At 70.9% G+C, this 18,243-nt stretch carries 18 protein-coding genes; 5 read left to right on the top strand and 13 right to left on the bottom strand.

Going from position 1 to position 18,243, the window contains the following annotated elements; genetic code table 11:
• Nucleotides 1–81 precede the first annotated feature (81 nt).
• Nucleotides 82–252: a hypothetical protein gene (locus tag HS041_RS20175; protein ID WP_196442201.1), complete on the top strand. Its 171-nt coding sequence runs from the start codon at nt 82–84 to the stop codon at nt 250–252.
• A gap of 286 nt (nt 253–538) precedes the next feature.
• Here the strand turns inward: HS041_RS20175 and HS041_RS20170 are convergent, their stop codons facing one another.
• From HS041_RS20170 to HS041_RS20160, 3 genes are all read right to left on the bottom strand, one after another.
• Complete coding sequence (locus tag HS041_RS20170; protein ID WP_196442200.1) at nt 539–1,405, bottom strand: NAD(P)-dependent oxidoreductase; 867 nt, start codon at nt 1,403–1,405, stop codon at nt 539–541.
• 468 nt (nt 1,406–1,873) lie between these two features.
• A complete protein-coding gene (locus tag HS041_RS20165; RefSeq protein WP_196442199.1) occupies nt 1,874–2,173 on the bottom strand; it encodes a hypothetical protein in 300 nt (99 codons plus the stop codon).
• A gap of 193 nt (nt 2,174–2,366) precedes the next feature.
• Nucleotides 2,367–3,104 carry a hypothetical protein gene (locus HS041_RS20160; protein ID WP_196442198.1) on the bottom strand — a complete coding sequence of 246 codons (738 nt, stop codon included), beginning with the start codon at nt 3,102–3,104 and terminating at the stop codon, nt 2,367–2,369.
• Between the two features lie 846 nt (nt 3,105–3,950).
• On the opposite strand from HS041_RS20160, the gene HS041_RS20155 reads away from it, so the two are divergent.
• Complete coding sequence (locus HS041_RS20155) at nt 3,951–4,469, top strand: hypothetical protein (protein WP_196442197.1); 519 nt, start codon at nt 3,951–3,953, stop codon at nt 4,467–4,469.
• Between the two features lie 205 nt (nt 4,470–4,674).
• Here HS041_RS20155 and HS041_RS20150 read toward each other — a convergent pair whose 3' ends face one another.
• Together HS041_RS20150 and HS041_RS20145 are read right to left on the bottom strand one after the other, a co-directional pair.
• Nucleotides 4,675–4,905 (bottom strand): hypothetical protein, encoded by a 231-nt coding sequence (locus HS041_RS20150; RefSeq protein ID WP_196442196.1) that lies wholly within the window; start codon nt 4,903–4,905, stop codon nt 4,675–4,677.
• Nucleotides 4,906–4,950: 45 nt separating this feature from the next.
• Nucleotides 4,951–5,577, bottom strand: a complete 627-nt coding sequence (locus HS041_RS20145) for a TetR/AcrR family transcriptional regulator (RefSeq protein ID WP_196442195.1) — start codon at nt 5,575–5,577, stop codon at nt 4,951–4,953.
• A 113-nt stretch (nt 5,578–5,690) separates the two neighbouring features.
• Here HS041_RS20145 and HS041_RS20140 point away from each other — a divergent pair, with 113 nt between their 5' ends.
• Entirely contained in the window at nt 5,691–6,245 is a 555-nt protein-coding gene (locus HS041_RS20140; RefSeq protein ID WP_196442194.1) for a carboxymuconolactone decarboxylase family protein, read from the top strand.
• Nucleotides 6,246–6,366: 121 nt separating this feature from the next.
• On the opposite strand, the gene HS041_RS20135 is transcribed toward HS041_RS20140, so the two are convergent.
• From HS041_RS20135 to HS041_RS20125, 3 genes are all read right to left on the bottom strand, one after another.
• A complete protein-coding gene (locus HS041_RS20135; RefSeq protein ID WP_196442193.1) occupies nt 6,367–6,930 on the bottom strand; it encodes a carboxymuconolactone decarboxylase family protein in 564 nt (187 codons plus the stop codon).
• Nucleotides 6,930–7,538, bottom strand: a complete 609-nt coding sequence (locus HS041_RS20130; protein WP_196442192.1) for a TetR/AcrR family transcriptional regulator — start codon at nt 7,536–7,538, stop codon at nt 6,930–6,932. The genes HS041_RS20135 and HS041_RS20130 overlap by 1 nt, the downstream gene beginning before the upstream one ends.
• A gap of 579 nt (nt 7,539–8,117) precedes the next feature.
• Complete coding sequence (locus HS041_RS20125; protein WP_196442191.1) at nt 8,118–9,116, bottom strand: NADPH:quinone oxidoreductase family protein; 999 nt, start codon at nt 9,114–9,116, stop codon at nt 8,118–8,120.
• 110 nt (nt 9,117–9,226) lie between these two features.
• Between HS041_RS20125 and HS041_RS20120 the strand changes: the two genes are divergently transcribed.
• The gene (locus HS041_RS20120) at nt 9,227–9,853 is read left to right on the top strand and encodes a TetR/AcrR family transcriptional regulator (RefSeq protein WP_196442190.1); all 627 of its coding nucleotides are present in this window, start codon (nt 9,227–9,229) and stop codon (nt 9,851–9,853) included.
• A 263-nt stretch (nt 9,854–10,116) separates the two neighbouring features.
• Nucleotides 10,117–11,181 (top strand): LacI family DNA-binding transcriptional regulator, encoded by a 1,065-nt coding sequence (locus tag HS041_RS20115; protein WP_307845378.1) that lies wholly within the window; start codon nt 10,117–10,119, stop codon nt 11,179–11,181.
• A gap of 70 nt (nt 11,182–11,251) precedes the next feature.
• Here the strand turns inward: HS041_RS20115 and HS041_RS20110 are convergent, their stop codons facing one another.
• The 5 genes from HS041_RS20110 to HS041_RS20090 all read right to left on the bottom strand — a co-directional run bounded on the left by HS041_RS20110 (nt 11,252) and on the right by HS041_RS20090 (nt 18,161).
• A complete protein-coding gene (locus HS041_RS20110; RefSeq protein WP_196442189.1) occupies nt 11,252–12,124 on the bottom strand; it encodes an alpha/beta hydrolase in 873 nt (290 codons plus the stop codon).
• Between the two features lie 89 nt (nt 12,125–12,213).
• Complete coding sequence (locus tag HS041_RS20105) at nt 12,214–14,868, bottom strand: family 78 glycoside hydrolase catalytic domain (protein WP_196442188.1); 2,655 nt, start codon at nt 14,866–14,868, stop codon at nt 12,214–12,216.
• Between the two features lie 159 nt (nt 14,869–15,027).
• Nucleotides 15,028–15,822, bottom strand: a complete 795-nt coding sequence (locus tag HS041_RS20100) for an alpha/beta hydrolase (protein ID WP_196442187.1) — start codon at nt 15,820–15,822, stop codon at nt 15,028–15,030.
• The gene (locus tag HS041_RS20095; RefSeq protein WP_196442186.1) at nt 15,819–17,093 is read right to left on the bottom strand and encodes an amidohydrolase family protein; all 1,275 of its coding nucleotides are present in this window, start codon (nt 17,091–17,093) and stop codon (nt 15,819–15,821) included. The genes HS041_RS20100 and HS041_RS20095 overlap by 4 nt, the downstream gene beginning before the upstream one ends.
• A gap of 243 nt (nt 17,094–17,336) precedes the next feature.
• Entirely contained in the window at nt 17,337–18,161 is an 825-nt protein-coding gene (locus HS041_RS20090) for an IclR family transcriptional regulator (protein WP_196442185.1), read from the bottom strand.
• Nucleotides 18,162–18,243: the final 82 nt, after the last annotated feature.

The following is an 18,243-nucleotide window of genomic DNA, read 5'->3' as shown; positions in this document are numbered from 1 at the left end:
GACAAGAGCAAGAGCGCCGTACGGCATGCTCGAGATGATCGTCCCCGGCTGTCAACGCCGATCAACACCGAAGGGACAAGAATGAACCCGAAGAACATAGCCTTCGTGGTGACGATGGTCTACAGCGTCGCCGTCGCCCTGCTCGCGATCTTCACCTCGTGGTCGGTCACCGCGTGGGTAGCCATCCCGGGTGCGTTCCTGGTGGGAGGCCTCTACATGTGGGCGTCCATGAGCAAGCAGCGGTCCACGTAGCCGACTCGGGACCAAGGGCGGACCGGCACCCGCCCGGCCTGCCGGCTCACCACGGCGTCGAGCCGGATGACACTGATCCGACCGATCCGCTCCTTGCCCGACCCGCAGCCGGCATCCGCTCCCCCGCTGCTGGGCGTGGACGACTTCGCGCTGCGACGTGGCCACACCTACGGAACGATCCTCATCGACATCACCACCAGCCGACCCATCGACGTATCGTTCGACCGGTCAGCCGACGGGCCGGCCTCCTGGCCGCGCACCCATCCAGGCGGCGGTGAGCTGAGCGCTACCCGATCGTCGCGGTCAGCCCCTCGCCTCCGCGGCCGTCTGCGATGAGCGCTTCGATTCTCGCCGCCACCTCCGGCAGCCCTCCGTCGCCGAGACGCCGGCCGCTCCGGAGCACGACGAGGTGGCGGATGACCGCGAGGTGCTCGGTGAGGCCGGCGGGACCTGCGGGATAGTCGGCCCGCAGCAGTTCGGAGACGGTGCCGGGAACCGCCTCGACCACGTGGCCGAGCTGGAGACCGGCCGTGCGGGAGAATTCGGCGACGTCGATGCCGGCTTCCCGCACGGTCTCGAGGGCGCGCAGCAGGCCGAGCTGGGCGTCGTACCAGACGCCGAAGAGGGCGAGATCCCAGATCGCGGCCGCCTCCGGCGCCTCCCCGACGAAGCGCGGCCTGCTCAGCAGTCCAAGGGCCGCGGCGTGTTGTTCGAACGCGGACCGGTGACCGCTGTACAGGATGGTCGCCGCGTCGGTGCCGATCATGTCGGGCGAGGCCTGGATGCCCGCGTCCAGGTAGCGCGCTCCCAGGGCTGCGACCCGCTGGGCGGCCGACCGCGCGTCGTCGGCGGTTCCGGTGCACATCGCGACGATGGTCCGCCCGGACAGGTCCGTATCCAGGGCGGCGAGGCACTGCCGTACCGCTGCATGGTCGGTAAGGGTGAGCAGGACCAGAGGGCTGGATGAGATGGCCTCCCTGATCGATCCCGCGGGCAGTGCCCCCTCCTCCACCAACCGGGCCGAACGGCTCGCCGTGCGGTTCCACACCACCACGTCGCGTCCACCGGCGAGCAATCGGCGCACCACCGCACTGCCGATGGCCCCTGTGCCGATCACGGTGACCCGCGGCGTCGAGTTTTCGATCTCTGTCATGGCGACGATCTTCGGACATCAACCATGCTCGAGGTCAAGATGGCGCCTCTGCCCTGGGGCTCGCAGTGACTCGATCGCCTTCCGGGAGGCGGGTCCACCGATGACGGGAACGGCGGGCGGTGCGGCCGGACGCCGTTCATCGTGAAGCACACCGCCACAGGCAGGAGACGGCATCGACGCGGGTGGAGCTGTAGGAGCAGAAGTCGATCACCTGTCTGCTGGTCCGCAGCAGGTAGGCGCTGTCGCGGCCGTCGTTCCATGCGTACTGCCGCCGGCCCCAGTAGGCGGATCGTCCACCCCTCGAGGCCGATCGCCTGCCGGGCGACATTCATGATCGTCACGGGGCCGTCGTGGCCAGGCAGGTCGATCGCTCGCGGCAGGACCCGGGCGCCGGCCGGACATGGCCGGATACGACAGCGGCCCCGTCTCAGAGGACAGGGCCGCCCGGCCGGGATCGAACCCCCTGGGTCAGCAGCCTTCCAGACCCCACCGGCTCATGACGGGGGTGTCGTCTTTCGAGTGCAGTACTCCCGAGGTGTAGGGAGGTACGATCTTGCACCCTCCCCAGGTCCGCCAGATGCCGAAATCGATCCACGCCCGCATCCTGAACGAGTTCGTGCTGCCGCAGTTGCGGTAGACGACGTACTGCACGCGGCCGGACACATAGGAGCTCGCGCCACACGGCTCGGCGTGGGCCGGCGAGGCCGGGATGGTCAGGGTTCCTCCGACGAGTGCGGCAACGGCGGCTGCCCGGATGGCTCGTTTCATGGTGTCTCCTCGCAGGCATGGGGTCTGTGATCAGCATTGGCCTGGCTGCCTGCCGAAACCCTGCAGATTTCTCAACGTCCTGGGTACGGCCTCCGGGGAGCCGGCAAGCGGCGCCCGATTTCTCCGCGCGCAACAGTTCGCACCCAGGTGGCAGTGAGTGCTGCACCGTTCGCGCTTGCCCCGCACGCGATCGCTATCGCAGTCGCATCAGGTCGAGGTCCCTGCCCCATGCGTCCAGCACCGCGCCGTGACCGGCGCGCCGGGCGGCTTCCTCGACGCGGGTGAAGAGGCTCCGTTGCAGGGGCACGTCGCCCGTTGCCGAGATGCGGTCCGCGACCTCCAGCAGCGTGCCGGTGTCCCAGCCGGGCAGCGGGTGGCGGGTGAGTTCCCATTCCAGGTACTTGTTGTAGGGGCGGGGGCGGCGGTCGAGTGCGAAGAGCAGCTCCAGCAGGAACCGGACGCTGTCGGCGGCGTCGAGGCGGGCGGCGCGTGAATGTCCGTCGCGGTCGTTCTTGATGGAGCGGTAGAGGGAGTTGGCGTAGGCGTCGAGCCATTCACCGGAACTCCGGAAGGCTTCGCCGGCGTCGAGCCGGGCCTTGGCGGCCAGGATGCGGGCGATGCCTCCGTCGAGCCGGTCGAGCACGATCTGGGCGCGGGCGAGGGCGTAGCGCTCGAAGCCGGGCATGCCGGCCGCACGGAACTCGGTCAAGGTGATGACGGCGAGGTCGAGATCGGGGGTGCGGTGACCCGTGAACCGCGTGAGATCCGTCCTCGCGCCGTCGGCGAGGACGACGTACAGGTCGTGGTCGGAGTGCTCGGTGGTCATGCCGTCGTGGGCGCGGGAGCCTTTGAGGACGAGCCCGACGACGGCGGGATCGGCGGCGGCGAGTTCGACGAACGCGTGGTAGGTGAGGGGCTGCGGGATGGGCATCGTATTCTCCGGTGGGGTGGTGACGGGTGTACCTGTCGGGGCGGTCCACCTGCCGGGGGATCGCCTGCACCGTCCGCGGCAACCTTGGTCGCCGCCCGGGAGATCAACGCACGCGTGGACTCTACCGTCCGGGCGGTCCGAGAGGTGCCGGCTCCGGTGTGGCCTTGAGCGAGGCCGGTACCGCAGGACGGCACGAGCCCCGCGCGAACCTCGGCCACAGCCGTTCATCGGCGATCGTGATCCGAACGCTCCATCGCCCGAAGCTGCAAGATGATTCCGGACACCCAGCGGCGGTCTCGTCCGGGCCCGCATTGCAGCTCGCAGACCAGCGTCGCGGAAAGGTGCAGCCTTCCGCCGGAAGGGACAAGCATCCCCCGGGTGTCGTCAGTGGATACGCCCGGTTGATGGGCTCTGGCCCGCTTTCGGTGATCCCGGAAGCAGAGCGTGCGGAAGGGGCGATCAGCCCGAAGGCAGGAGGCCGACCCGTAGGAGGTCGGAGCCGACCTGGTGGTGCCCCGCAGGCTGGTTGCCTCGCTCACGGTCACGCCGTCACCGGAAGTGGGCCAGAGCCTGAGTAGCAGCAGCGTTTCTCGGTCAGTTCGGACAGCACTCGGAGGCTGATCGGGCCGGGAATGTCGGTGAGAAGTAGCAGCACCCGGAGGCTCGACTACTCGCCTAGCGTGTTCGTGTGATTGCCGATAGGGACGTTCGGGGTCAGCGCGGCGCCGGGCGCATGAGCTCGGGGGTGCCACCGGAATACGGCTGGAACGGCTGTCCGCCGGTTCCGCAATCCCGAGAACAGCGCGTCGTTATCCTGGGGGCGTGATCTCTGGTAATGATCCCCGCATGGCCGCCACCCAAGTCTCCGTCATCTCGGCGGCTCGCGCTCAGGGCTTGACCTCCGTGGCAGACATCCGACATGCCGACACGCAGATCTCCGGTTTCTCACCTGTCAGAGAGCCGACCGTTCCTTCGGGCACGGACCGTCAGGCCGTGCGGTTTGGCCGAGAGACCATGATTGCGGGCACCCTCCTCGGCCGTGCTCCACGCACGCTGAGCACTCACCATGCGAAGGCTTGGGCCACCAGCCTGCTGCGGACGCGACTGCTGCCCTGGACGGAAATCGAAGAGGACTGCTGGCACACCACCAGCGACCTGCTCATTCAGCAGTATGCTCTCTTCTCCGACCGCGGTTGGATCCTGCTCGGTGGGGTCGTCCGGGCGCCCCGGCCGAGTGCGGGCACGAACGCGTACATGCTGGCGTGGGCTGAGGAGGCGCTCGGCTTGGCCGATTCTCCGGCGTGGCTGCCCGGACCGGAACATGACGGCACGTGGTACGCAGCCCTGCCTGACACGAAACCCTAGGATGCACTGACATAGGCGCCCTCGGCTGTCGGCGTCCGGCAAAGCAGGTCCACGCCGGCACGACAACGATGGCGCCAGTCGTCTGGATCAACCAGCTCGGCATCGAGGCCCGCCGTACGCACCCACTGAGCAGATCCTCATCGCTCTGCGCCAGCCGAATCCCTGGAAACCAGGAGTCCCAGAGTCTCGGGCGTTTCCCAGGCCGTCAGATGCCGCTCTGGGTCGTTTCCTCCTGCGCGAATTGGTTGATCAGTTCGGCGAGGGCTCGCCGGTCCTGATCTGACAGGTCCTGCAGGAGGGCGATCACCGGCTCCGGCAACCGCGGCGGCGCCGTGTCTTCGGCGCATGACGGCGGAGGCTCGACCGACCACCATGCGTCCTCGTAGGTGTCGGTGTCTTGCCCGGTGCGCGGCGACGACCGCCAGGCGATGACCAACGAGGGTTCTTCCGGGTACGGTCGGCCCGGGCCCGCGTCGAGGCCTCAGCCGCCCGGCAGGCCGCCACGGGCTGGCGCCCCTTTTCCGCCGTCGCCGGCGGATCCCTGGCCGTGGGCGGTGAGCAGGAGGGCCGCGGTCGAGCGCGCGGTCGCGGCGGCGCGGGTGTCGCGGTCCAGGTGAGCGGTGGTGATGGCGCCGTCGCACAGCTGCACCAGGGCCGCGATCAGGGCGTCGTCGGCCGGCGGTGGTTCCAGCAGCCGGCCGAACAGGTCCGGCAGCCATTGCCGGTGGTAGGCGATGACGGCCTGGATACCCTCATGGCGGGGGTATTCGGCGGCGGCGTTGACGAACGGGCAGCCGCGGTAGGCCGGGTCCGACAGCTGCTCGTGGAAGACGTCGAAGAGCGCCAGCACCCGTCCGGCCGGGTCGTCGGCGCGGGCGTGCACCTGGGCCTCGACGTGGGCGCGCCAGGTGTCGGTACGGCGGCGCAGGTAGGCGGCGACCAGGTCTTCTTTGGTACGGAAGTGCACGTACATGGTGGAGCGGGAGACCTGGCTGTCGTTGATCACCCGGTCGATGCCGACCGCCCGGATGCCTTCGGCGTAGAACAGCGCGTCGGCGGTGGCCAGCAGGCGCTCACGCACCGGCGAGGGCTTGGGGTCCGTCTTCACCCCGCCAGTATCGAACCGAACGTTCTGTATTGACAAATCAGGTGGCGCGTCTCTAGCGTCACCTCTCGAATCGAACCGATCGTTCTGTTCGATCGGAATTGAAGGAGTCTGCCATGTCCCGTGTGCCCCTCATCGACCCGGCCACCGCCACCGGCGCCGCCGCCGAGCAGCTCGCCGCCACCCAGCAGACCATGGGCCTGACCCCCAACATGGCCAGGGCGCTGGCCAACAGCCCCGCCGCGCTCAAAGGCTTCCTCGGCCTGTTCGGCGCCTTGAAGCAGGGCACGCTGCCGCCCGCCCTGCAGGAACGCCTCGCGCTGGCCATCGCCGAGGCCAACGGCTGCAGCTACTGCCTGTCGGCCCACACCATGGTCGCCCGCAACGTCGTCAAGCTGCCGCAGGCGGAGATCGAGGCGGCCCGCCACGGCCGCAGCGCCGAACCGAAGGACCAGGCCGCGCTGAGCCTGGCGCTGGCCATCACCCGCAACCGCGGCCCAGTGGAGAAGGAGGTGTTCGACGCCGCCCGCCAAGCCGGACTGAGCGACGAGGAGATCGTCGAGGTGATCGCCAACGTCGCCCGCAACATCTTCACCAACTACGTCAACGAAGCCCTCGAGGTCGACGTCGAGTGGCCGCGGGTCACCCCCTTCGCCCACACCCCCGCCTGAGGTCGGAAGACAGCGCGGGAGGGGTGCGCACCGAAACGCGGTGCGCACCCCTCCCGCTGATCACAACTGCCAGACGCACAACCTCTCCGCCCGCCCCCGCCGTCAGGCCGTCACCGGGGATTCAGGCGCCGGCGGGCTCGCGGCTCCACTCCTGGCCCTGCCAGGCCGGGTCCAGAGGGGTGTGGGCGAGGTGGTTGGTGTAGTTCGACAACGTCTTCATCCCGACGCCGAGCACGACGTCCAGCACGTGGCGGCGGGTGTGGCCGGCGGCCAGGAACGCCTCGATCTGCGCGTCGTCGACCCAGCCGCGCTGGGCGACCATCGCCCGGGTGAGCCACCGCACCGCCTCCAGCGCGGCGTCGGCAAGCGGTGCACCGGCCCGCAGGCCCTCGACCACCTCGGCCGGGACGCGGGAGCGCAGGGCGAGGGTGGAGTGCGCGGCCACGCAGTACGCGCAGCCGTTCTCCACGCTGGCGGTGATCTGCACCACGTGCTTGGCCGGTCCGGGCAGCGAGGACTTGGCGAACTGCTCGGCCAGCGCGTTGTAGCCGGCCAGCAGCTCCGGTGATTCGGCCATCACCCCGTTCAGCGTGGTCACGAACCCCATCCGCTTCTTGGCCGCCTCCAGCACCGGGCGGGCCGCTTGGGGGGCGTCGCTCTCGTCGTACACGCGAAAATCGATCACTATCTCTCCTCGGTCGTGGTGGGATCGGAAAAGCCGTCCAGGACGGCACGCACGCCCGCCGTCAGCTCGGCCGCCTCGGCTCCGGCCCGCGAGCGCAGGTTGACCCCGTAGGCCAGCAGCGCCAACGTCTGCGCGCCCGCCTCCAAGTCCATTGCGGGCCGCAGCTGACCGCGCTCTCGTGCCGCCTGCAGTGCGGCGTGCATCGCCGCGCACAAGGCGGCGTGGTGGGCGTCCAGGACCTGCCGGATCTCGGCGACCTCGCGGGCGGCGCTGGTGTGGGTGTTGGTGACCAGGCAGCCCCAGCGGGCGTGCTCGCCCGTGCAGCGCGCCGCCACCAGCCGCTCGAAGAAGGCGGCGACGGCGGGCAGGCCGCTCTCGTCGGCGGCCAGGGCCTCCAGCACCGGGCGGGACCGCCGCTGCAGGTAGCGGCGCAGCGCGGCGGCTTGCAGCTGTTCCTTGCCGCCGAAGGTCGCATACAGGCTGGAGCGGCTCAGCCCGGTCGCCTCCACCACCTGGGCGATCCCGGTGACATCGGCCCCGCGCTCCCAAAACAGGCGCACGACCTGCTCCAGCACGAGGTCGGGGTCGAAATGCTTGACGTCCGGCATCTCCGAACTCCCATCTTGGAACGACTAGTCCAAGATAAGGGGATGGATCTCTCCAGGGCAACCGGCGCATGCACGCGAACACTGCCGGCCGCAGAATCCGGCCGGCCGCACCCGCCTCCTTCGGACCTCACCTCCCGCTGGAACCCCAAAGGCGACAGTTCCGCGTTCCCAGACCGGCGGCGGGTTTCCCTCGGCGCCGTCCCAGCCTCCACGGCCTGCCGGTCGCTATCGATCTCCCGGTGGAGGTCTTCACTGTCCGCCGCAAGGGTTCGGGCTTAACCGCGCTGCTCAGCGCCTTCTGCGAGCGCTGGACGGCATGCTCTTCCACTCGACACCGGTCAGTTCCGCTGCACCAGCCCGCCCTCTCTCCTGGTGCGGATGCACGACGTCCTGGCCGCTCCTGGAGTGCGCAGGTTCGGATTCTCCGCATGGACCAGACCAGATCTGCGCTGCCTCTATCAGCGTCGATGCGCCCGAGGAAGCCGACGGTCTCCGCGAGCGCCAGCCTTCCATCCTGGGCAAAGCGGCGTGGCCCTCGGAGAAGCAGAGGGGACCCCGCCGCCTGGCCTCGCGGTCCGCTCAGGGCAGCAGTGCCAGCTTGCCCACCGTGGCCCGTGCTTCCAGTTCCGCGAGTGCTTCCGGCCCCTCGGCCAGTCCATAGACGGTGGGCTGGCCGGGGCCGAGCACCCCGGCTGCGAGGAGCCCGAACATCTCGCCCATGACCTCGCCGAAGATCTGCGGTGCAGCCTGGATCAGGATGCCGATGTTCAGGCCGATGACGTGGATCTGGTGCTTGTAGACCAGTTCCCAGTTGGTGATCGCGGCTTGGCCGCCGGCCGTGCCATAGACGACGACCCGGCCGGTGACCCGCTTGGTCGCGGCAAGGCTGGTGGCGAGGGTGGCGCCGCCGATCGATTCCAGCACCAGGTCGGCGCCCGCGCCGTCGGTCAGCCGCAGGACCTCGGCGGTGAGGTCGGCGCCGTGGGAGTCGATGACGTGGTCGGCGCCCAGCGCCCGTACCACCTCGTGCTTGCCTGGCGAGGCCGCGGCGATCACCGTCGCGCCGTAGTGCTTGGCCATCTTCACCGCGGCTTGGCCGGTCCCGCCGGCCGCGGCGTGGATCAGTACGGTCTGCCCTGCGGAGAGGCCGCCCAGCGGCTTGAGCGCCGCCAGCGCGGTCGGCCAGTTCACGACCAGGCCCAGTGCCTGCTCGTCGGCCCAGCCCGCCGGCACCGGCACTGCCCCGGCCGCGGGCAGCACCATGTACTCGGCGAAGGCGCCGCCTGCGATACCGACGCCGATGACGTGGGCGCCGAGCCCCAGATCAGTCACCTCCTCACCAACCGCGATGACTTCACCGGCGCCCTCGACGCCGGCCAGATACGGCGGCTGCGGGCCGCCTGCGAACGTGCCGCGGGCCTGCGAGATGTCGACGAAGTTGACACCGGCGGCGGTAACCCGGATCAGGACCTCGCCCGGGCCCGGGCCCGGTACCGGCGCGTCAGTGATCAGGCGCAGATCCTGCGGACCGTTCAGGGACGTCTGCTGCAGGGCGCGCATGGTCGCGGGAATGCTCATGACGATGGCCTCCTTTGTTTATCGAACGACAAATAAACCGTGGCATGGTCACTCAGCGCAGGTCAAGGTAAACTTGATCGAACGACAAACAAATGTGGAGACGCATCCCGATGGCTACTCGCGGCAGGCCGCGCACATTCGACCCGGACACCGCCCTGCGCCAGGCGCTGGACCTGTTCTGGGAACGGGGCTACGAGGGCACCTCGCTCAACGACCTGGCCCAGGCCACAGGCATCGCCTCGGCCAGCATCTACACCTGCTTCGGCAGCAAGGAGAACCTGTTCCGCAAGGTCATGGCACTCTACGGCACGACCTCAGGCGAGCCGCCCAGGCGCGCGCTGCGCGAACAACCGACCGCCCGCGCCGCGATCCACGCCATGCTGCGCGCCACCGCCGATGAGATCACCCGCCCCGACGCCCCGCACTACTGCATGCTCATCCTGGCCGCACCGACCGGCGCCGTGGAAAACCACGCGATCCGGGAGTTCCTGGCCGGCCTCCGGCACGACCAGCTCACCACCATCAAAGACCGGCTCGCCCGCGGCGTCACCGACGGCGACCTCACCGCGCCGCCCGCCGGCCTGGACGCCCTCGCCCGCTACTACACCACCGTGGTGCAGGGCCTGTCCGTGCAAGCCCGCGACGGCGCCACCCGTGCCGAGCTGGAAGAGGTCATCACCTGCGCGATGGCCGCCTGGGACACGCTCGCCCCCGCACCGTCACACATCGGCGGTTGAGTCGTGTTCGTTGCCGGCGTCAACGAGTCCCTCGCCGAGGTCAACCCGCGTCCCGGGAATACCGCAGCCTCCGGATACCGCGGCCTCCGAAAGCGAATCAAGGATCACTTGATAATGAAACGTTTCATGGCGGGATGTCACCGTAAGACAGGGCTCATGACGCGGCCGAGCCGGCAGGGGTCCCACACGGTCGCGCCCGGGCGGATGCGGCGACCGGGGTCTCCCTAGAATCCGGTATGACGTTTCACGGCAGAAGGGCCGGGGTGACACAGCAGATGCGCGACAGCCGGGCTCCGTCGGCCAAAGACCCGTCGGTCAAAGATGTGGCCGCAGCCGCGGGCGTCTCCCTCGGGACGGTCTCCAACGTCCTCAACCGGCCGTCAACGGTCAGCGCCGCCACCCGGCAGCGGGTCGAGCGGGCCATGTCCGAGCTGGGCTTCGTGCGCAACGAGTCGGCCCGGCAACTGCGCGCGGGCAGGAGTCGGGCGCTGGCGTACGTCATGCTCGACGGCGGCAACCCGTTCTTCCACGACGTCGCCGCCGGGATCGAACCGGCGGCCGAGGCCGCCGGCCTGTCGCTGTTCGTCTGCAACAGCGACGGCCGCGCCGACCGGGAGGCCAGGCACCTCGACCTCCTGGTCCAGCAGCGGGTGCAGGGCATCCTGCTCACTCCGGTGGACCCGGACGCCCCCCACCTGGCCGAGATCAGCCGCCGCGGCATCCCGCTGGTCATGGTGGGCCGGTCGAACCGGGCCGGTGACCGGTGCTCGGTCACCGTGGACGACGTCTCGGGCGGCCGCATCGCCGCCGAACACCTGGTGGACCGGGGCCACCGGCGAATCGCCTTCGTCGGCGGCCCGGACTCGATCGGCCAGGTACGCGACCGCCTGCGCGGCGCCCGCGAGATCTGGGCCGAGTACGGCCGCCTCGCCGAGGACCTGATCCACCTGCCCACCGAGGCGCTCACCGTCGGCGAGGGCCGGGCCGCCGGCGAACGGCTCGCCGGCCTGCCGTCGCGGCGGCGGCCCACGGCTGCTTTCTGCGCCAACGACCTGCTCGCGCTGGGCCTGCTGCAGCACGCCGTCAGCGTGGGCCTGCGCGTCCCCGACGACCTGGCCATCATCGGCTACGACGACATCGACTTCGCCGCGGCCGCCGCCGTCCCGCTCACCTCGGTGCGCCAGCCCCGGCGCGAGCTGGGCCGGACGGCCGCGCGGCTGGTGCTCGACGAAGCCGCCGATCCCGGGCACCGCCACGAGGAGGCAGCCTTCGCACCGGTCCTGGTCGCCCGCGCCTCCACCGGCACGATCCGGTCCCACGCGGGGTGAACGGCTCCCTTCCCCCGCCTCCCGGCGAGGCGGCGGCGGTCTCCCCCGCCGGGACGTCCCGGCGGCCCGATCAGGCGGGCAGGACGTCCAGCCAGGCGGTGAACCGGTTGATCGTACGCCGCGCCGCCGGGTCGTCGGTCCTGTCCAGGTAGCCGTGCCCGGTACCGCGCTCGCGCAGGACGGTCACGTCGACACCGGCGAGCGCCAGCTCGGCGGCGAAGGCCTCGCCGGACTTGCGTAGCCGGTCCGTCTCCGCGTTGACGATCAGAACCGGTGGCAGACCCCGCAGGTCGTGGCCGGCGGGATAGACGTACGGGTCGTCGAGAGCGTCTCCGGCGTAGTTGTGGTTGACGGCCCGCATCACCTCCGGCGGGAAGGCCAGCATCGGGGGCAGCGGCGCGAGCATCGCCGTCAGCTCGTCGTCGACCGGGGGCACAGTGTGGTGCAGAACCGGATAGGCGAGCAGGACGAAGCCGGGCCGGACGCCGGCGCGGTCGCGCAACCGCATGGCCGCGGAGGCGGCGAGGTTCGCGCCGGCGGAGGCACCGCCGATGCCGACACGGTTCCGGTCGCCGCCCAGGACGGCCGCGTTGGCCGACGCCCATTCGAAGGCGGCCGCCGTCTGCAGCGAGGCGACGGGGAAGCGGGCACGCGGCCTCTGGGAGGCCGGCACCGGTGGCGGCGGTGCTTCGAAACCGGCCGGCAGCGGCAAGGCGGCCAGCGCGTCGAGCGGGGCGAGCGTGTAGTCGACCGAGACCACGCCGATTCCGTGCTCGGTCAGCCGGCGGGCCACCTGGTCCGCCTCCGGCATGTCCAGGTCGCCGAACATGAACGCGCCGCCGTGCAGCCACACCAGCACTGTTCCGGACGGCTGAGCGGGGATGTACAACCGCAGCCCGAAGGCGTGCCCTGCAGCCTCCAGCTGGACTTCCTCGATCTTCACGGATCTCCTTTCGAGTCGATGCCCCGCCCGCGCCGGGCGGGGCGTCGTATCAGGTCACGGGAGCCGGGTGGTCCGGCGGCCCGATCGGGTCATCGGGGAAGCGGCGGGGTGGCCGCGAAGGTGTGTCGCCCCGGTCCTGCGATGTGGGTCCGGCCGTCGGGCAGGACGACTTCGGCGCGGGTGCCGCTGGGGACGGCGACCCGCAGCGTGAACCGGTCACCGTCGATGTCCCAGGAGGACTCGATGCGCCCGTACGGGGATTCGTGCGCGGCCTCGGCCGAGGCGAGGCCGCCGCCCGGCCGGGGCCGGATCCGGAAGCGCCGGTAGGCGGGCGCGTCGTCGAGCGGTTCGATCCCGGCGGTGTACCGGTGCAGGAAGGAGACGACCGCGCCTTTGGAACAGTGGTTGAGCGACTCGTGCGGTACGCCGTCGGCGTCCACCCCGTTCCACGCCTCCCACACCGTGGTGCCGCCGCGGTCCACCATCACCAGCCAGGACGGCTCGGTGTCGGTGAGCAGCAGTTCGTAGGCGACGTCGAGGTGGCCGGTGTCGGCGAGCACCGGCAGCAGGTACGGGGTGGCCAGGAACCCGGTGGCGAGGTGGGTGCCGGCTCCGCGGATCAGCTCGACCAGCCGCCGCGCCACGGACGGCCGCAGACCGGCCGGCACGAGGTCGAAGGCGAGGGCGCGCACGTGGTTGGCCTGGGTGTCGGGTGTCAGCCGTCCGTCGGCGTCGAGGTACTCGGCCTGCCAGGCGGCGCGCGCGTGCTCGCTCAGCTCCGCGTACCGGACGGCCTCATCCTCCTCGCCCAGGAGCTCGGCGATCCTCGCCATGAGCCGGGAGCTGTGGGCGTAGTAGGCGGTGGCGACGTCACCCTTGTCGGCGGCGGTGAACGCGGGGAAGTCGTGGATCTGCTCGCCCGGGACGAGCCACTCGCCCCAGTGGAAGCCGCTGTCCCACAGGTACCGCTCGTGCGGCGCCGGGTCGGGTCGGCGCGCGACCCTGTCGGGGTGCCGCCGGGTGGCCGCCTCGCGCTCGACCCGGTCCATCCAGCGGGTCATCGTCGGCCACAGTTCGGCCAGGACGGCGGTGTCGCCGTACGCGCGGTACAGCTCCCACGGGACGATCACGACCGCGTCGCCCCAGCCGGCGGAGCCGTTGAGGAACGCCGTCGGCCCGTCGGGCCCGTCCGCGCGGGCGTTCGGGCTGATGTTGGCGACGGTGCCGTCGGGCCACTGGTCCGCGGCGACGTCGCGCAGCCACTTGACCGACAGGCCCGCGACGTCGTACAGGAACGCCGCGGTCGGCACGAAGAGCTGCCAGTCACCGGTCCAGCCCGCGCGCTCCCGTTGCGGGCAGTCGGTGGGGATGTCGCAGGCGTTGCCCCGCAGGCTCCACACCGCGGCCTCGTGCAGGCGGTTCACCCGCTCGTCGCTGCAGGAGAACCATCCCGTGCGCCGCATGTCGGTGTGCACGACGACGCCGCGGACGTCGGCGACGCCGAGGTCTTCGGGGTGCCCGTCGATGCCCACGTACCGGAACCCGTGGGTGGTGTGGCGCGGCTCGAACACGTCACCGGGCGCACCCGCCGAGACGACGTGATCGACCTGCCCCGCGGGCAGCGGGTGGGGCAGGAACGGCACCGCCGGCCGGAGGTGGTCGGTCGTGACGTCCCCGTCCGGGCCGGTCCACTCGGCGTGGGTGAGGGTGAGATGTGTGCCTGCCGGGCCCAGCCGGGTCAGTCGGATCCAGCCGTTGATGTTCTGGCCGAGGTCGACGACGTGCCGCCCGCCGGGCAGCCTGGTCACTGAGCGCGGGACCAGTTCCTCGATCCGGCGTACCGGCGGGGCCGGGGAGTCGACCAGACCGGTGTGGCCGTCGGCGAGCACCACCACGTCGTCCCAGCCGGTGTCGTCCCAGCCGGTGTCGTCCCAGCCGCGTGGCAGCAGCGGGAATTCGACGGTCTCGCCCGCGATGAGGTCGGCGGCCGTGACGTGCCCGAGCACGCCGCGCCAACCGGGGCCGGTGCCCACGACCGTGCGCGAGCCGTCGTCGTGCGTCAGGTGCAGCTGCGCGAGCAGAGCCGTACGGTCGCCCCACTGGTCGGCATGGCGCGGGATGCCGATCTGACCGCGGAACCACCCGTCGGACAGGATCGCACCGATGACGTTGCGGCCCGGCCGGACCTGAGCGGTGACGTCGTAGGTCTGTACCTGCAGCCGGGCGTCGTACTGGGTGAATCCGGGGGTGAGTTCGGCGTCGCCGACCCGGCCGCCGTTCAGGAAGGCCTCGTACAGGCCCCGTGCGGTGGCGTGCAACCGGGCCGAGACGACGGGCCGGTCGACGACGAAGGCCCGCCGCAGCAGTGCGGCGCCGCGGGTACCGGGCGCCCCCTCCGGCATCCGGGCGGGTTCGATCCATGCGGCCCGCCAGTCCTCGGCGGTCAGCAGGCCGGTCTCGAACCACGCCGGATCCGACGGCCGGCTCTCGCCCAGGTCGGTGCGGACCCGGACGTGCCAGGTCACCCGCTGCGAAGAGCCGAGCCCCGGCCCGGTGTACGGGACCAGGACGCTCTGGTCCGAATCGACCCAGCCGGTGTCCCAGCCGTTGTCGGCGACGACCCGGTAGGCGTGCTGCTCGGCCGCGCCGTCGGGCAACCGCCACGACAGCCGTGGCGTCGCCGAGCGGATGCCGAGGGGGTGATCGAGGTGCTCGACCCGCAGGCCGGACGGTGCGGCGGTCATCGTGCTCCCTGTGGCAGACGTGGCGGGTGTCAGGATCCTGCCTGATTCACCCGAACTTTTTTGTAACGTTTCATCAACGGCCGAGCCCGGTGTGCGGGCGGACTGGGCGTGGTACTTCGTGACGACCACGGCGCGCTCGCACGCCGGACGGCCGGAGTCTCAGACGTGCCGGAGGAGCCATCGGGCCGAGCGTGCCGCCAGCCGCCGCAGCGCTTCCAGGCCGAGCTCGGGGAACATGTGGCCCGCGCCGGGGACCTCCTCGACGCCGGCGACGCCGCCGACCGTGCGCAGCGCCCGTGCCAGCCGATGGCTCTGCCGGCAGGGCACGGCGACGTCCCGGTCGCCGTGCATGAGCAGGAACGGCGGAGGGCCTTGCCGTACGGCGTGCACCGGGCTGGCGGCGCGAGCCAGGTCGGGGCGCTCGGCGGCGGTCGCGCCGAGCAGCAGCGCCTCCCGCGAGCCCGGGCCGCGGTCGGCCTGTCCTCCCGCGGCGTCGATGTCGTCCGGCAGGTGGAGCAGGTCGGTCGGCGCGTACCAGCAGACGACGGCGGAAACCGCCGGCGTCGGCGTCGTCAGAGCGTGCAGCGCGGCGAGGTGTCCCCCGGCGGAGACGCCCCAGCTCACCGTGGCGTCCGTGGAGACGCCGAAGTCGCGCCGGTGTTCGGCGAGATAGCGCGCCGCGCCGGTCAGGTCCTCCAGTGGCGCGGGGAAGCGCGCCTCGCCGCTGAGCCGGTACTCGATGCTCGCCACGGCGAGGCCCAGCCGGGCGATCCGCTCGAAGAACGACGGATCGTCGAAGGGCGGCCGGGTACGGCTGCCGACCCGCCAGCCACCGCCGTGCAGGTAAAGGCACAGGGCCGCCGGCTCCGGCGGCACGTGGAGGTCCAGGCGGAGCGGGCGGAAGCCCGGCGGCTGCGCGTAGACGACTTCCCGGAAGACGGCCACCTCGGTCACGGGGCGGAGGCTCCGGGTACGGGCTCCTTGTGGAAGCGTCCGCCCTGCATGATCGCGAGGATGTTCTCCCCGTCCTGCAGAATTGTGACGTCGCTCGCCGGATTTCCCCGCACCATGAGGACGTCGGCCAGGTAGCCGGGTGCGAGCAGGCCGAGCTCGTCGCCCATGCCCATGACCTGGCCGCCGTACCGCGTGGCGGCGCGCAGGGTCTCCAGCGGGGTGAAGCCGAGCAGTTCCACGAAGAGCTGAAGGTCACGGGCGTTGCGGCCGATGGGGTTGTTGGGGAATCCGTAGTCGCCGCCGGGGAGGACGCGGATGCCGCGGGCGCGGATCTCCGGGTAGATACGGATCATGCCCTCCAGCGCGGCGACCGATCCCATCTTCTCCGCCGTGGCGCGGTCGATGCCGAACTCCTCGCCCTCGTGGACGTTGGCGTAGATGATGCCGGGCGCCGGGGAGACGAAGATCTCGTCCTTGACCGACTCCAGCAGGTCGAGGGCCTCCTCGTCCGCGTAGGTGCAGTGGTAGATCGAGCGGAAGCCGGCGCGTACCGCGATCTTCACGGATTCGGCGGACTGCGCGTGGCAGTTGAGCCACACCCCGCACTCGCGGGCCGCCTCGCCGGCGGCCGAGGCCTCCTCCTGGGTGTACTGGGTGAGCTGCGAGCCGCCGGGGATGAACACGTCGTCGTTGCTGAGCAGGAACTTGACGCTGTCGAAGCCCATGGCGGCCTGTTCGCGGACGAACGCCCGGCAGGCGTCGGGCCCCTGCCAATCGGGCTCGACATGGCCGTCCGGCCGCACGGGGTGGTTGTCGCGCTCCATGCTGGCCGCGCGCAGGCGCGGGCCCGGCACCGCCCCGGCGGCGATCTTGTCGCGCAGGATCACCTCGGTCGGCATGGGCAGGAGGGATCCCGCCGAGTAGGCGGAGGTGAAGCCGGCGTCCAGCAGGATCGCCGCATTGCGTTCGGCCCGGGCGACCTCGGCTTCCAGTCCTTCGATCCGGCCGAAGAAGCTGACGTCGAGCGGCGGGTTGAAGCCCGTGTCGATGTGGCCGACCGCAGAGGGGAAGGTCAGGTGGGAGTGGGACTCGACCAGGCCGGGCATGACCGTGCAGCCGTGGGCGTCCACCACCTGGTCCTCACCGTGCTCGTCCCGCCAGCCGCCGCGGACCTCGACGATGCGGTCACCCTCCACGACCACTTCACCGGGTTCCGGGGGCGAGCCTGTTCCGTCGAAGACGAGTCCGTTGGTGAAGACGATTCGCTTCATGGTGCACGCTCCCGACTTATTCTCACTGTGCGAGAACAATTTTCTTCATCTGTATTGAAGAAAGGGTGGCCACGGAGCCGCCGCCTGTCAATGCCCCGGAAACGCCGATCATCCGCACGGCCACGGCTCGCCCGTCCAAGGTACGCGCCGCGCCGAGCACGTCTTGCCAGGTCACCGCAGCGTTCAGGCCACCGCAGCCCGCGGATCTCACCACGACGAGCGGGCCGTCGGTCTGGCAGGCCGTCAGCTCGCGGGACAGCCGAGCAGGGTGGAGATCTCCTCGCCGGTCCGCGTCGCCTGCGGGCAGAGCTCCCTGATGAGCCGCTGGGTCGACCAGTCGCGGGCCTGGACCGCGACGTTCAGGCCCGCGATCACCCGGCCCGAGGCGTCACGCACCGGTACGGCGAGCGAGCGCAGGCCGAAGGAGAGCTCCTCGTCCTGGACGGCCCAGCCGTCCCTGCGGATGTCGGAGAGCTCGCTCCGCAGCTCGTCCAGCGACAGCTTCGCGTTGGGGCCGTGCGGGGGGAGGAAGGAGTCGGCGGTGACGCGGGTCTCGAGCTCGGCGTCGTCCAGGTGCGCCAGCAGCAGCTTGCCGATCGAGGTGTAGACGGCCGGCAGCGTCGAGCCGACCTGGATGTTCGCGGTCACCAGGTCGGAGTTGCGCAGCCGGATCAGGTAGAGCACGCGGTCGCCGGTGAGCACGCACAGGTTGACGGTCTCCCCGGTGGCTTCGGCGAGCGCCCTCAGCGCCGGGGTCGCGAGTTCGACGAGGTCCATGCCGCGCAGCGCGGCGGTCCCCAGGGTGAGCACGCGCACCCCGGGCCGGTAGTCGCCGTTGGGCAGGTGGACGAGATAGCCCTCCGCGGCCAGCGTCATGACCACCCGGTAGACCGTCGGGAGGGGGATGCCGGTGGCCGCAGCCATATCGCTGACCCGCCAGACCGGGTGCCGCTCGGTGAACAGCGACAACAGCCTCAGACCCTTGGCCAGCGCCTCGATGCGGTATTCCGGCCGGGAGGCGGGCGCGGTCGCCGACACGGTCTGGGCGGGCCTTCGTCTGGCGGGCATGCCACGCGCCTCGCTCTCTCACGCCGTCCCGGGCGACTCGCTCACTTGGGAACCGTTTTCGAGGCGCGAGAATACCATGGGC

Source organism: Planomonospora sp. ID67723, assembly GCF_015711605.1.
In the GTDB taxonomy this organism is placed as follows: domain Bacteria; phylum Actinomycetota; class Actinomycetes; order Streptosporangiales; family Streptosporangiaceae; genus Planomonospora_A.
Note: the sequence above shows the minus strand (reverse complement) of the source record. Positions and strands in the feature narration are given on the sequence as shown.